The 14,738-nt window shown below is 54.1% G+C and carries 9 protein-coding genes; 8 read left to right on the top strand and 1 reads right to left on the bottom strand.

The genetic code is table 11. The features are described 5' to 3' along the window. Positions 1 to 9: 9 nt before the first annotated feature. Entirely contained in the window at positions 10 to 1,380 is a 1,371-nt protein-coding gene (locus N7326_RS02615; protein WP_396124721.1) for a DEAD/DEAH box helicase, read from the bottom strand. A gap of 213 nt (positions 1,381 to 1,593) precedes the next feature. Between N7326_RS02615 and N7326_RS02610 the strand changes: the two genes are divergently transcribed. From N7326_RS02610 to N7326_RS02575, 8 genes are all read left to right on the top strand, one after another. After that, a complete protein-coding gene (locus N7326_RS02610; protein WP_259077157.1) occupies positions 1,594 to 1,821 on the top strand; it encodes a DUF3107 domain-containing protein in 228 nt (75 codons plus the stop codon). A 158-nt stretch (positions 1,822 to 1,979) separates the two neighbouring features. Further along, complete coding sequence (locus N7326_RS02605; protein WP_259077723.1) at positions 1,980 to 2,843, top strand: DUF3152 domain-containing protein; 864 nt, start codon at positions 1,980 to 1,982, stop codon at positions 2,841 to 2,843. A gap of 189 nt (positions 2,844 to 3,032) precedes the next feature. Continuing rightward, the gene (locus N7326_RS02600; protein WP_259289312.1) at positions 3,033 to 4,094 is read left to right on the top strand and encodes a TIGR02569 family protein; all 1,062 of its coding nucleotides are present in this window, start codon (positions 3,033 to 3,035) and stop codon (positions 4,092 to 4,094) included. A 50-nt stretch (positions 4,095 to 4,144) separates the two neighbouring features. Further along, positions 4,145 to 7,393 (top strand): ATP-dependent DNA helicase, encoded by a 3,249-nt coding sequence (locus N7326_RS02595; protein WP_259289311.1) that lies wholly within the window; start codon positions 4,145 to 4,147, stop codon positions 7,391 to 7,393. Positions 7,394 to 7,465: 72 nt separating this feature from the next. Beyond that, positions 7,466 to 10,798, top strand: a complete 3,333-nt coding sequence (locus N7326_RS02590) for an ATP-dependent helicase (protein WP_259289310.1) — start codon at positions 7,466 to 7,468, stop codon at positions 10,796 to 10,798. Between the two features lie 79 nt (positions 10,799 to 10,877). Then, a complete protein-coding gene (locus N7326_RS02585) occupies positions 10,878 to 11,954 on the top strand; it encodes a potassium channel family protein (RefSeq protein WP_259077153.1) in 1,077 nt (358 codons plus the stop codon). Then, complete coding sequence (locus tag N7326_RS02580; protein ID WP_259289309.1) at positions 11,914 to 12,696, top strand: NUDIX domain-containing protein; 783 nt, start codon at positions 11,914 to 11,916, stop codon at positions 12,694 to 12,696. The genes N7326_RS02585 and N7326_RS02580 overlap by 41 nt, the downstream gene beginning before the upstream one ends. Further along, the gene (locus N7326_RS02575) at positions 12,689 to 14,737 is read left to right on the top strand and encodes an ATP-dependent DNA helicase UvrD2 (protein ID WP_259289308.1); all 2,049 of its coding nucleotides are present in this window, start codon (positions 12,689 to 12,691) and stop codon (positions 14,735 to 14,737) included. The genes N7326_RS02580 and N7326_RS02575 overlap by 8 nt, the downstream gene beginning before the upstream one ends. Position 14,738 lies beyond the last annotated feature (1 nt).

The raw sequence follows: 14,738 nt of genomic DNA, 5'->3' as shown, positions 1-14,738 counted from the left end.
TTGAGCTTCTTAGCTGCGCGAGGATCGATGCGCTCGAGAGTTACGCCCCGATCTGGACCCCCGACTTCCCTTGCGCCGTGGTGATGAGGCCTGGGCGTGAATCCTACCCCCGAATACCTTGCGTTCCGCACCGACTCGTTCGGCTGCATCTTGGGGTATATCCAAAGCTTCGTAGAGTTCTGGAGAGTTACTAAACCACTGTGGTGGGGTAGGTATATCGAGGGCTAGTTCATCGTTGATGAGTTTCCACTTCGTCAGCTCATCGTAGCCCACGAGAGTAACAGCAGTACCGCTGTGGCCTGCTCGACCAGTGCGGCCAATACGGTGAACATAATTCATGGGATCGTCGGGGGTTTGGAAATTGATCACATGGGTGACGTCGTCGATATCAATACCTCGGGCCGCCACATCGGTTGCGACCATGATATCTATTGTGCCACTGCGAAAAGCCGCTAAAGAGGCTTCTCGGGCAGCCTGATTGAGGTCGCCGTGGACGGCACCGACGAGGAATCCGCGGGCTGCAAGATCCTCAGCTAGGCTGGCAGCTGAGCGCTTGGTGCGCGTGAAGACGATCGTCCTTCCCCGATCCTTTGCCTGCAGGATGCGGGTTATACACGCGGTCTTATCCATGCGGTGCGAGGCGAAAACAACCTGCTTGGTTGAGCTGTGTGTAGCTTGTGCATTCGCCTCCTCAGCACGAATGTGTAGGGGCTGACTTAAGAATGTACGAGCCAAAGTGAGTACAGGCCCTGGCATAGTTGCTGAGAAGAGCATGGTTTGATGCGGGTGTGTGAGCGCCGTCAGAATTTTCTCAATATCGGGGAAGAATCCTAAGTCCAACATTTCGTCGGCCTCATCAAGCACCAAAATGGCTATTTCATCCAGGGCTAATACCCCCCGCTGGTATAGATCAAGGAGTCGGCCCGGCGTCCCCACAACCACATCGACGCCCTTTTTGACGGCCCGCTCCTGTTCTTCAATCGGGCGTCCGCCATATAAGGTAATGACTTTTATGGGGGTGTAGCGAGCTGCCTTCTCTAAATCATCACCCACTTGGACGGCCAGTTCCCTCGTGGGAACTACTACCAAGGCTCGCGGAGTGCCATCCAATTCTTTGATATCTGCGGCATCAAAGACTCGATCGAGCAGCGGAACCCCAAAGCCATAGGTCTTTCCCATACCCGTTCGTGCCTGACCGATGAGGTCACGGCCGTCGAGGGCAATGGGAAGTGTGAGCTCTTGAATTGCAAAGGTATGGATTATGCCTTGCTCAGCAAGAGCTCGCGTAATTTCGGCTGCAACGCCTAGGGCATGGAAGGTGGGGGTCTCTTTCTTCGACACACATCTGATACTAGTGTGTTTCGGTGTTAACAACCTCATTTCACCCCGCTTCACCATAAGCTAAGCACCCCATCGACTGATCTCCCGCCCGCTGCTATCGCAGCACCTCCTCGGTTGCCCCGAGCGGGATAGTGATTGTCCTGATGGGACAGTTCTCGGGTGACGCGCGCAGGGAAACTGTCTAAGATGAAGGACTACAGATTAACTGCACCGCACAAACGATTGATTTCACTGTTAACCGAAGGACACATTATGGATATTAAGATTGGTTTTTCCGATTCCCCACGTGAGCTCGTGATTACGAGCTCCCAAGATCACGACACAGTGGTCGCTAAAATTTCGGAGGCCCTCCATCAGGGTACCGGTGTCCTCGAACTGGAAGATGATAAGCAGCGCCGCTACCTTATTCGCAACGACCGTATCGCCTATGTCGAAATTGGTACCCAAACCGCGCATCGCGTTGGTTTTGCTGGAGCATAAACGTGGGCGATAACGGTGATCGCACTCTTCCCTCCTCAGAACCACATCCTGAAGGGGATAATGGTCGTCGGGAGGGAAATAGGCGTTCTCCATCTCGAAGCACTTATGGGTGGACGAATGAGGGCGATTCCCCAGAGCATGGTGAGTCAACCCCACGGCTGGTACGCTTCGCCCAGGTCTATGGTTGGCGAGCCTATGCGATTCCGGTCCTAGCGGTACTCACAGTATGGGTTTTAGTGGATATTTTTACTAACCCCGATACCACTGTGTTCCCGGTTAATTCCATGCGCGTAGGCACGAGTGCCAATACCGATTCGCACACCCAAGGTCTGGGGCAAGGGCCGGACCCCGCACGTGCCGAGCGGCCCACAATTGCCGAAGGAGCCCTGCCACCGGGGCCGTCCTTTAGCGTGAAAGGTTCGGGCAAGTACCGATTGGTGGGTCAACCTGGCGCCGCCGCCGGGGAAGGGAAGGAAGCAGTATTTCGCTACGTTATAGAAATCGAAGATGGGGTGGACACCTCAGCCTACGGTGGTGACGATGCTTTTGTGAGCATGGTCGATGCCACGTTGACCAGCCCCAAGGGATGGACCCACGACCCTCGATTCCGCTTTGAACATATTGCAGGAGACTCGGGGGAGATCCCCGATCTGCGCATCCAGCTCTCCAGTGTGGAGACAACCCACAGCTCGTGTGGCAACGATATTAGTATGGAGACATCGTGCTTTAATAGCATCGGCAACCGTGTGATCATTAATGAATCACGGTGGGTGCGCGGAGCATCAACATTTCTCGGTGACCTCGGTGGATACCGCCAATACCTGCTTAATCACGAAGTCGGGCACGGGATAGGCTACGGCCAACACGCACCGTGCGGTGGTGCCAATGAATTAGCCCCGGTGATGATGCAGCAAACCCTCAGCTTGAGCAATTCCGAGCTTAATGCGCTCAACCCGGATGAGGTGTATCCCGATGATGGCTTCGAATGCAAACCTAATCCTTGGCCCTATCCTTTCGCCTAGCCTCGGGTTTGGTGCTGTACTCTGTGCTGCTCCTGCAGTAAGGCGGGAGCCACATAAACTCATGGCGAGCGAATATCTCTCGTATCCAAGGGGCACGGAATGATCTAAAAGCCCATATAAAGGGAGCGGAGTGAGGCTCTGGAGTTGCAGCGGGGGTAGATGTCTCATTCGGTTATTATGCTAGTTCCCATGGCTGATAACTCCACCGACCGTCCGGATGACATTACTAATAAGAGCGTCATCGACAGCGCTGTCACAGATAGCGAGCAGGCAGCGGCCTGCTGCGATAAAAGCGAAGATAATGTGGTCTTCCTACTTAAAATTAAGCCTCAAGAGGATGCTGCTGTCTCCGACAATCCAGTGGCTGGGCCCGAAACCGAAGATGAAGTGCCAGGATATATTTGCTCAGTATTTCAAGCACCGAGCGGCATTACCCCGGAGCCTATGGGTCTTGCCTGGGACTATGGGCTCAAAATAGGCACCACTATATTCGCTCGAGTGGCCTACCCCGAGAGGGCAGTGTGGTCATCGCGGATACGCGAGAACCTGCGGGTACCGGGGCTGAGAATAGTGCGTCCCATACGCTCCTCCGATGGTCGCTTTATCAGCAAAGGATGGCGTGCCTCTCAATGGGTCGATGGTGAACCAACAGATCGTATTGATGAAACAGTCGCCGCAGCCCTGCGACTCGACCACATTCTCGCCACGGTGCCACGTGGAGAAACCTTTAGCGCCCCCAATGCTCGAGACCTCTATTCCCTCGCTGATCACGCTGTTACGCGCGGTCAAGACCTAATCCAACTCGACCCATCTCAACCTCGACACCGCGAGGCTATCGCCCTTCTTGCCGAGTTACGCCCACTTCTGAGCGATATCCTCGATATGGATGGAAACAAGGTTGCGATCCAAGTCACGCACGCCGATATGCTAGCAACGACAATTTACTCTGGGGCGCAGGCGCCTGTTATCACCGATATTATCGGGATGCTCAGACCCGCCGGATATACCGCGGCGCAAGTCATGGTGGACGCCCTCATCCTCAATGCCACCGATCCCCGCATCTTCGACCGCTATCGCCACGTCCCCCATCTCGACCAGCTGCTACTCAGAGCGCTCCTCTACCGCATTTATATTTATGCATTGCACTCTGATTCCGCAGAGGAGACCGGCACTAACCTTGCCCGAGTGTGTTCCGTCCTGCACGATCGATGTGAGCGCTCAAAGGCTTACGAGAACACTTCCCATACCTAACTCAGTAATATGCTTGATAATGAAATAGACGCGGATCAAGGTAGGAATTAATGAGTTCAGATCATAGCGACAACTCATCGCGGAATAGTCGTGGGGAAGAAATTTATGCAGGTTATCATCAGATACCCCCCAATCCTGACATTCGGTTGACGTCACCCAACTCGGATAATCCGCGGCGCTCGTGGTCCAACGATCTTTTCAACGCCCAACAAGGCATCTGGCGGCTTGAGGGCCCCAGCGGCTCAGGGGTCACCACGCTTTTATTAGATACCGTTGCTGAGCGCATTATTCGCGGTCATGACCCTGATTCCATGATGGTCATAGCGGCAAGCAAAGAAGCCGCAGCGAGATTGCGTGTTGGTTTGACCGCACGCCTAAGAGGGCACAGTTTTACTAGTTCTTCGAGTATCGTTCGGTCGGTCCACTCATGGGCCTTCGCCATCGTGCGAGATCATATGGATGAGCATTTAAGACTCATCAGCGGTGCCGAACATGACGCAGTGATTCGAGAATTGCTTGACGGCGAACGAGCTCGTGACGGCGGCATCCGATGGCCAGATGATATCCGTGAGGCAATTGGCATGGTCGGTTTTGCTCGAGGTCTTCGTGATTTCCTGCTACGCGCTGCTGAACGCGGTCTATCTCCCGGTGACCTCATCTCATTGGGCAGCAGATACCAACAGCCCATGTGGGTGGCCGCAGGGGAATTTCTGCGCGAATATGAACAGGTCATGTCCTTGGGTAACACACATCAATTATCCGCCTCGGAACTGGTGAGTAGGGTTTTGGAATACGATGTGGAAAGCCTGGGATTTGATGCCGTATTTGTTGATGACACGCAACACCTTGATCCCAAATCTACAGAATTTATTCACAGGCTTACCACGCGCGCCTCGTTCGCTGTTATCGCAGGTGATCCGCATCAATCGGTTTTCCGTTTCCGCGGTGCACGGCCAGATTTTCTCAGAGAGTTCCCTGCTGAGAATCATCTAAAGCTCACTGATACACATCGAGTGAGGTTAGCGCGAGAATCCTTCAGTGATGACTACCGCCAGGGGCGAATCGAGATGAACGTCGTAGCGTCAATGGAGGAACTGCGTCATGTGGTAGCCGATGTGGTGCGGCGTGAGAATCTAATCCACCAAATCCCCAATCAAGAGATAGCCGTGATTGTGCGCAATTCCGCCGAGGTCGATCCCATCAGACGTGCTCTCATAGCGGCTGGGGTGCCGGTGCACACAGATGCAGGTGCTCTCGTTCTCGGAGAACAGCCGCTAGTTTCAGCGCTTCTGCTCACCGTGCGTGCCGCACGCGATGGTGTGAGCCTGGAAGAACTAGAGGACTTACTCATCGGACCAATTGGTGGTGCCGATCCAGCAACTTTACGACGCCTCTTGCGCGGCCTCCGGCTAGCTGAATTGCGCTATACGCGCGCTGTAGAAAGCAGTTTTGATAATTCTACTCCGCAGCGGAGAGCTATGGAGGTATTAGCGGATTTGCTGCGCGCTGATGCCGCCCAAAAAAATGCTGATTTCGAAGAGGTCGTCACAACCGTTCTCGCACCCCGTGAATGGGAGATACTCAGCCACATCCGTAGCATCCTCGAGCAGGCACGGCGCCCTGGTTCAGTAGAAGAGGTGCTGTGGAATATTTGGGAAGCAACTGGATTAGGGCGCCACCTTCTGGCTGTCAGTCTTCGCGGCGGTGCGCCTGGATCTCAAGCCGATCGCAGTCTCGATGCGGTCATGACGCTCTTCGATTATGCTGGCGACTTTGCTGAACGTCGTCCGCACGCAGGAATAGATTCCTTTATCGCGCATATAGCCCAACAGGAGCTTCCTACCGGGGTACGTGATAGACGCCTGAGCGCACCCGATGCCGTAACAGTGCTCACTGCCCACGCCACCACAGGCCGCGAGTGGGACACGACGATCATCGCCGGAGTTCAGGAGGGGAGCTGGCCCAACACGGGAGTCACCGGCGGGATATTCGGCCAAGAAGAGCTCGTTGATCTCATCGACGACGGCATTGAACCGGGCGTTCCTATCTCGCGGATCAAAGAACGCATCCACGAGGAACAGCGCCTTTTTGATATGGCAACCTCACGTGCACGCCAAAAGGTAGTAATCGCCGCCGTTGACGCCCCCGAGGCTGACGAGGTCATGGAAATATCCCGCTTCCTCGTGCCCTATCTCGATATGCTCGAGGAGCAGTCCACGCCAGATTCTCAACCGCCAGCGAAACCGGACCAGAGTTACCAACCAGCGGTAGCAGATTCCACCGCCAGTGCCGAGAATTTAGAGGAGATGGGGCGCACCACGCTGCTATCGATCCCAACGGTGGTGGCCGAACTGCGCAGAGTGCTGATCGATCCTCATCGCCCAGCTTTTTTTAAAGAACAGGCGGCGCGTCACTTAGCTCGAATGGCCCACGCTGGCATAGCCGATGCGCACCCGTTTTCGTGGTGGGGAAGTGGTGGGATAAGTAGCGATAAAGAACTAACGGTGACTGCGCTGTCACCTTCTAAAATCGATAGAGCTTTACACTGCCCATTGCTGACAATGCTAGGTCCTTTAGTCGTGGACTCGGAAACCTCCCCGGCACTGCTCAAAGGTATCCTTGTGCACGCTTATGCCGAAGCTTTAGCTCGTGGGATGGATAAAGATCGAGCCCAAGAACTGCTGCGCGCTGCTTATCCCCAGATCAGCGATAGCGCAAAGTGGCAAGAGGAGACACATATCCAACAGTGGCAGGAAACACTCGACCATACCGCTGCGTGGATCGAGACGAATAGCCATGATGCCGCAGATATATACGCGGAAATCCCCGTGAACGTGGAGGTTCTTCCCGGAGTTCGCCTAAGAGGTCGTATCGACCGCTTAAAAAAGACCACCGACGGGGCCTATCACATCTACGATTTCAAGACTGGATCCAACCTCCCCTCGACGTCCGATGCAGATAAGAACCCGCAGTTATGTGCCTACCAATTAGCATTGAACAAGGGGGAGATAGAAAATGGGCGCGTCATAAATGGCGCTGGGATGGATATTGAAGGTGCGAGCCTCATCTACGTAGAGTTATATGGTGCACGGGGCACCAAATTTCGCAGTCAAGTGCCAAAACAAGAGGCCGATTTACAAGAATTTGCAGATCAACTCCCACCACTGATGGACAAGTTGCGCGGACCCTACCTGGAGGCGCGAGTCTCTCAGAGGTGCGATACGTGCGTACTTAGAAATATTTGCCCTGCCCACAGTACCGGTAACTTGACCACCACCCCCACGGGTATGCAGCTATGAGGACGTAGCTTCCACGATGACATATTTTTTTTCAATACCCGCACCAGAGAACAGGCAAGTAGAACAAAGACGATGAGTGACAATCGAAGCACCGATATTCGCCTAGACCCGTACGAGCTGTCGCAGCTATTAGGGCAGGCCCATCCGCCTACCTCACAACAGGCTGCGGTGATTTCTGCAAACCGTGAACCCCTCCTCGTCGTGGCCGGAGCTGGGGCTGGAAAAACTGAAACAATGGCAGCCCGTGTGGTGTGGTTAGCCGCCCAAGGTGTTATTGATCCTTCCCGGGTGCTCGGATTGACGTTCACCCGAAAAGCAGCGCAACAATTATCACAGCGGATTCGCACAAGGCTGGGACAACTAGCTCACCTTCCCCACCTAGAAACCCTAGATCCCAAGGGGCGCCTCGCTGAAAATCTCTCTGTTATCGCCCCCACAGTATCGACCTACGACGCATTCGCTGGATCCCTCATCAGGGAGTTTGGGCTCCTACTTCCCGTGGAGCCCGGGAGCAGAATGATTACTCAGGCCGAATTATTCGAACTCGCCTACGCCGTGGTGGAAGCCTACGACGGTGAGCTGATGAGTGGTGGAAAAACAGCAACCGCTGTTCAAACTCTTCTGGATCTGGTCAGCGAATTAGATAACCATATGGTCAGCGCTAACCAGATCATTGAGGAAAGTCAGCCATTTATTAACCTTTTTGAGGAATTACCAAAGGGGCCACGTCAAAGAGATGCCCTCAATGGGGATATGGTCAAATTTCGCGACGCACAGATCCTGAGGATGCAGTATCTTCCTCTGGCGCAGCAGCTCAAGGATCTATTGGCCGAGCGTAACCTCATGACTTTCGGGGAGCAAATGTCGCTTGCCGCCAGACTAGCCACCGAAAATCCGCGCGTATCTGATTCCCTCGCCAAGCGCTTTGATATCGTTTTGCTCGATGAGTACCAAGACACCTCCCACGCTCAACGTGTCTTGTTATCTGAGCTCTTTGCCGGCCAAGCTGTGACGGCTGTGGGAGACCCCATGCAGTCCATTTATGGGTGGCGTGGTGCTACCGCAGCTAATCTGGAACGTTTTGTAACGGACTTCGCGCATAGTGGCAACCAGGTGGCCCCCAAAGCCCAACTGACCATGAGCTTCCGCAACCCACCGCGCATTCTTGAGTGCGCCAACGAAATCAGTGAGAGCGTTTTAGGTCCGATTAGGAAAAAGAATCGCTCCGTAGAGCCACTAGTCTCACTCCCGCACGCTGATGAGGGGGTGGTGGAACTAGGCTATTACCCCAGCCCTGAAGCGGAGTGTGCGGCAGTAGCCGAGAAATTCGCCGATTTCTATCACAATCGTGGAGATTCTCCTTTTACAGCGGCCGTCCTCGTGCGCAAACGCAAGCATATGGATCTCATTTCTCATGAACTCAAAAAGCGGGGAGTTCCAGTGGAGATACTTGGATCCGCTGGACTAGTCGATATTCCGGAGGTCGCTGATCTTATTGCTGTGGCTACCATATTGATTCGTCCTCTCGATTCCCAGGCTGCTATGCGGATACTCAGCTCGCCCATGATGGGTCTATCAGTAGCTGATATTGAGGTACTTGCCCAGCGAGCTCGCAACCTCAAAGGTCGAATGCACGGAGACGAGCACCCAGCGAATCGCCCTGAGCCAGCTGTGGATGATGATCCCACTATATCGGCGGCTGAGAGAGCACTACGCACCCAAATCGCGTCAGCGGTGAAAGAAAACCCAGAGGAAATTGTCGGGCTTGCGGATGCTATTGCAGACCTGGGAGAAGCCGAAGGTTTTAGTCCCCTGGGGTTACGACGTTTAAAAAGACTCGCCGCCATTTTAAGACGCTTGCGCCGCAATATTCTTAGTCAACCGCTACCGGATCTGTTCGCCCAGATCGAAAGCGAATTAGGATTACGTACTGAGGTTCTAGCGCGAGAGAATCCCCGCGCTGACGGGGCTAGCGGAGTAGTTCATCTTGAGCGCTTCCATGAGGAGGTGGCGCGCTATGCACAGATACCTGGCGCTAGCCTATCGAAATTCTTGGATTACTTGGATCTTGCTAGGGAACACGATAACGGGCTTAGTCCCGGGGAGGTCACGGTTCGTACGGATCGGGTGCAAATCCTCACCGTCCACAAGGCCAAAGGTTTGGAATGGCGGTATGTCAGCGTCCTCCACGCCGATGCTAATACCTATAGCGCCAGAGTACGTACCTGGTTGACTGATCCAGCGCAGGTGCCCTCCACATTGCGCGGCGACGCCCAAGAAGAGACAGAGCAATCAGGTTCACCCGTATTAGATCTCACGGAGGTGGAGGATCGTAAACAGTTGGAGACTGCTCTTAAGGGACATATTCAGGAATTCAAGGAAGGGGCCGAAGAGGAGAATACTCGTCTCTTTTACGTTGCCCTCACGCGAAGTGAACAATATTTGATCATCACAGCCTCGCATAACCCGAGCCGCAAGGCCATCATTGACCCCTACGAGCATCTCGCTCAGCTAGCCAAGAAACACCCAGACTATATCATTCACTGGTGGCAGGGGCGGCAGGCTGATGGGAATGATACCGATGCGCAACCAGAGAACATTGAGCACCAACCTAGCTTTTTCCCGTCGGCAATCACCACTCCAGTTAAAGAAGAGGCAGCCCAGCTGGTACTCGCGGCTATGGAGAAGGTTCCTGCCTATTCCGCGGACTACGAGATCTTCGAGCAATGGGAACGCGATGTCCAAGCGCTTATCCGAGAATATGAGCGCCAAAGCACCACTGAGGTCGAGGTAGCTCTATCAGATCAGCTTACTGCCACCGATATAGTCGCCCTTAGTGAAAACCCTGAGCAATTCGCGAAGCGGCAGCGTCGACCGATACCGTTTAAGCCCAATACCTACGCCAAGCGGGGAACCGCGTTCCACTCCTGGTTGGAAAACAGATTCGGCGCCACCAGTTTGCTCGATGAGGATCAATTGCCGGGCGTTGATGAGCATATACCCGATGAGTCCTTAGCGGAGCTCAAAAAAGCCTTTTTGGCTTCTGAATGGTCAGACCGTAGCCCCGATTTCGTTGAACAACCCTTTGAAGTGAGTATCGATGGAATAGTCATCCGCGGCCGCATGGACGCCATTTTTCGCGAAAACGACGGCAGCTATATGGTTGTGGACTGGAAAACTGGGCACCCTCCGACCGCACAAAAGTTGCGCAGTACACGACTGCAATTAGCAGTTTATCGTTTAGCGTGGGCACGGCTAAAGGATCTACCACTCGAGCAGGTGCGCGCCGGGTTTTACTATATTTCCTCTGGAACCATGATTACTTTCGAGCAGTTACCCTCGGATCACGAGATCGCCGCAATGATCGCGAATGCCACGGGTCAGGCAGATCGCGAAAAAGGCTGAGGGGGAGCAGTCGGTGTGACTGCTGAGTCTAGTAGACTAATCGAGGTGTAAATATCATCGATGAGGGAGAGGTAGCGGGATGGCATCCCATTTGCCGGATAGATTCCGAACTGATCCGCAACTTGCGGATGTGCCTGAGCACGCTCTGCTCAACGTCATTCGTATACCTAAAAACACGCTGGTTAGCCCCGTTCAACTCATCGCCAGACGATTTTCTATCGCCCTCATCCTTATAATCGTGGTCACGTTGCTGGCCTATTTGGACCGTGATGGGTATTCCGAGGAGCTGACCTTTGTCGATGCTCTCTACTACGCAGCCGTCTCGCTTTCGACGACCGGTTACGGCGATATAACGCCAGTGACGCAATTTGCACGGTTGATTAATATCTTCATTGTCACGCCGTTACGCGTCGCCTTCGTGGTGCTCTTAGTTGGTACCACCTTATCGGTGTTGACCGAAGAATCCCGTAAGGCCTGGCAAATTCAACGTTGGAGGAAAAAATTGCGCAACCACACCATTGTGATTGGCTATGGCACCAAGGGACATTCGGCGGTCTCAGCACTGCTCGCCGATGGTGTAAACCCCCGCGAAATTGTGGTGATTGACACTGATAGGTCAGTCCTCGAGGCAGCCGAAAACAAAGGCCTTGTCACCGTCAACGGGTCAGCTACCCGCTCCGAAGTCCTCAAATTAGCGGGAGCGAATAAAGCTAAAGCCATTGTAGTTGCCCCCTCCACAGATGATACTGCGGTGTTGGTGACGCTTTCGGTGCGCGAGTTGGCCCCTTCTGCCTGGATCGTGGCTAGTGTGCGAGAGAGTGAAAATCAACACCTTCTGGAGCAATCGGGTGCCGATTCTGTAGTTATCTCCTCGGAGACGGCGGGCCGCATGTTGGGGCTAGCTACTGTAACCCCGTCAGTGGTGGAGATGATGGAAGATTTGCTCTCACCCGACGAAGGTTTCTCCGTAGCCGAGCGGCCCGTAGCCGAGGACGAGGTAGGGGCGAATCCTCGACACCTCGCTGATATAGTCCTCGGAGTAGTTCGTTCGGGGGAGTTATATCGTCTTGACTCCCTCGAGGCTGAGACCGTGGAACCTGGTGACCGGCTACTGTATGTACGTCGCGTATTTAGTGAGGACCTTAAAAATCGTTAGCAGCACTCCACTCTTTCTATTCGACGAGCATGGCTGCACACTCGTTGATACCGCAGGTTGTATCGAACCCTGCCCCCACCCTGACCTTCACCTCTACGAGGGAGCTTTCTTTTTCGAGGCCATAGCGGTCAAGCGGGTCGCACGGGAGGAGTATTCGCTACCAGAATATCTGGTCTGGGCGCGGTGCTTTCAGCCCCAAGCTCTTCGGGCATTAGGGGTACTACAGCAGCGTGAGAATTTCCGTTTCCACCCGCGCACCGGCGAAGCCCTGGACTACCACGGACATATTGCTAGACCTCGTGGAAATGTCGCGGGTAACGTACTAGAAATTTTCCCGCGCATCGACCCAGCAATCATCTGCCGCCTGGAGCTTATGGGTGAAGAGAAGATCCTGGTGGGGCTCAATGCGCTACGCCCGCACTACTATTCTTTGATTGCTGGCTATATTGAGGTGGGAGAAAGTGCTGAGGACGCCGTGCTGCGAGAAATTCGCGAAGAGACTGGGCGCCTTGCTTGTCATCCGAACTATATTATGAGCCAGGCTTGGCCGTTTAGCGGATCTCTTATGCTGGGCTTTGAAGCGTATACCGATGATAGAGAACCGCGGTGGCCATCCGACGGCGAATTATTGGATATTCAATGGTTGTCTCGGGAGGATGTGCGACGGCAGACGGTGAATCTTCCAGCACCTGGAACGGTGGCGTGGACGATGATTGAGCAATGGGTGAATAAATATGATTAATCTCGAAGACCTCGATTCTGATCAGCGAGTTGCTGCTACCGCACCGCGTGGTCCCGTGGCTATTCTCGCTGGTGCCGGCACCGGAAAAACACGCACTATCACCTACCGCATAGCTCATATGATCGATGCGGGCTTTGTCAGTCCGCAGCGGGTCATGGCGGTCACTTTTACCAAGCGGGCAGCTGGGGAAATGTCACACCGACTGAAACTGATGGGTATTGGTGGCGTGCACGCCCGCACCTTCCACGCAGCGGCGTTGCGTCAATTACGGTATTTTTGGCCTCAGGTAGCTGGAGACCTGCGCTGGGCGATACTGGATAATAAATTTCCCAAGGTTAGCCGAGCAGCGCGCCGCCTTGGTATCGAGTCTTCAAAAGAAAATATTCGTGATCTCTTAGGAGAAATTGAGTGGGCGAAAGCCAGCCTTATCCCACCGGAAAGCTATGCGGCACGGGTGGGCGATCGCAGACTCCCATACCCTGCAGAGAAGATAGCGCAGTGCTATCAGCTCTATGAGGAGTCCAAAATATCGCCAGAGGGCGTGGAACTAGATTTCGATGATCTTCTTGTTCATGTAGCTGGGGCTCTAGAGAATTCTCGTGGCATCGCCGAGGAATTCCGCAGCCAATATCGTAGTTTCGTGGTCGATGAGTATCAGGATGTCACTCCTCTGCAGCAGCGAGTGCTCAACGCATGGCTAGGGGATCGAGATGATCTCACGGTCGTTGGCGATGCCAACCAAACAATTTATTCATTCACGGGAGCAACCCCGAATTTTCTATTGGATTTTTCCCGTACTTATGCTCATGCCACCATCGTGAAACTACAACGAGATTATCGTTCTACCCCGCAGATCACCACTCTTGCTAACCGGGTGATCGCCCAAGCTTCAGGGCGTGTTGCGGGCACGCGCCTGAAATTGGAGGGTATGCGACCGCGGGGACCTGAACCGGTTTTCCGACCCTACGACAGTGAGCCAGAAGAGGCCCGTGGTGTTGCTGCCGCTATTAAAGATCTCCTAACACAGGGGGTAGATCCCGCCGAGATCGCCATTTTGTATCGTATAAACGCCCAATCTGTCGCCTTTGAACAGGCACTGGCTGAGGCTGGCATTGTCTACCAAGTACGTGGTGGGGAGGAGTTCTTCAAGCGGCCTGAGATTATTCAAGCGATCAATCAACTTGTACGCGCGGCACAGCGTGAGGATCTTCCCGATCAGCACCGTGGGCCCGAGATTCACCATCTAGTGACTGCTATCTTAAGCGGTGTGGGCTTTAGTACTCAGGAGCCTCAGGGTGTGCAAGCTCGTGAACGGTGGGAGTCTTTGCGTGCCTTGGTGGAGTTGACCCAAGAACTAGGACAGGCCACTCCCGACTTAGATTTGGTTGGCCTTTTGGGCCAGCTCAAACAGCGAGCCGATGCCAAACATCCGCCTTCTATGCGGGGAGTGACTCTGGCCTCGCTTCACGCCGCTAAGGGGCTGGAGTGGGACGCAGTCTTTTTGGTGGGACTTAATGATGGTTCTATCCCCATTAGTCACGCTCTGAAAGCGGGAGAGGAAGCGATCGAGGAGGAGCGTCGTCTCTTCTATGTTGGTATTACGCGGGCGAGGGAACACCTGGTGCACACGTGGTCGTATGCACGTCAGGAGGGTGGACGTAAAAGTCGCAAGCGCACCCGTTTCCTTGATGGCATAGTAGCGGAGCCAGCGACGTTGACTGCGAAAAAAACTAAGCGAGGTGCGCACAGGTGCCAGATTTGTGGCGTGCCGTTAAATGATCCTGATGATAAAATTCTAGGCCACTGTCAGGACTGTCCCTCTGAGGCTGATCATCAGCTCATCCACACATTGCGGAGTTGGCGCTTAGAGCAGGCAAAGCTAGCGGGGCGCCCCGCCTACACCATTTTCTCTGATGCGGTGCTATTAGCCTTGGCGGAGCGTCGACCTACCACCGACGAGCAGCTTTTGGCTATTGCTGGGATTGGCCCGGTGACAGTCGAGAAATTTGGTGCGGATCTCTTGGAATTATTGGCCCAGTAAA

This window comes from Corynebacterium sp. ES2794-CONJ1, assembly GCF_025660615.1.
Classification (GTDB): Bacteria; Actinomycetota; Actinomycetes; order Mycobacteriales; family Mycobacteriaceae; genus Corynebacterium.
This window is presented reverse-complemented; position numbering and strand designations above follow the sequence as displayed.

Excerpts from the sequence above, each read along its gene's own strand:
- N7326_RS02585 (WP_259077153.1), top strand. The coding sequence starts at position 10,878 with ATGGCATCCCATTTGCCGGATAGATTCCGAACTGATCCGCAACTTGCG.
- N7326_RS02575 (WP_259289308.1), top strand. The coding sequence starts at position 12,689 with ATGATTAATCTCGAAGACCTCGATTCTGATCAGCGAGTTGCTGCTACC.
- N7326_RS02590 (WP_259289310.1), top strand. The coding sequence starts at position 7,466 with ATGAGTGACAATCGAAGCACCGATATTCGCCTAGACCCGTACGAGCTG.
- N7326_RS02600 (WP_259289312.1), top strand. The coding sequence starts at position 3,033 with ATGGCTGATAACTCCACCGACCGTCCGGATGACATTACTAATAAGAGC.
- N7326_RS02610 (WP_259077157.1), top strand. The coding sequence starts at position 1,594 with ATGGATATTAAGATTGGTTTTTCCGATTCCCCACGTGAGCTCGTGATT.
- N7326_RS02595 (WP_259289311.1), top strand. The coding sequence starts at position 4,145 with ATGAGTTCAGATCATAGCGACAACTCATCGCGGAATAGTCGTGGGGAA.
- N7326_RS02580 (WP_259289309.1), top strand. The coding sequence starts at position 11,914 with ATGTACGTCGCGTATTTAGTGAGGACCTTAAAAATCGTTAGCAGCACT.
- N7326_RS02615 (WP_396124721.1), bottom strand. The coding sequence starts at position 1,380 with ATGAGGTTGTTAACACCGAAACACACTAGTATCAGATGTGTGTCGAAG.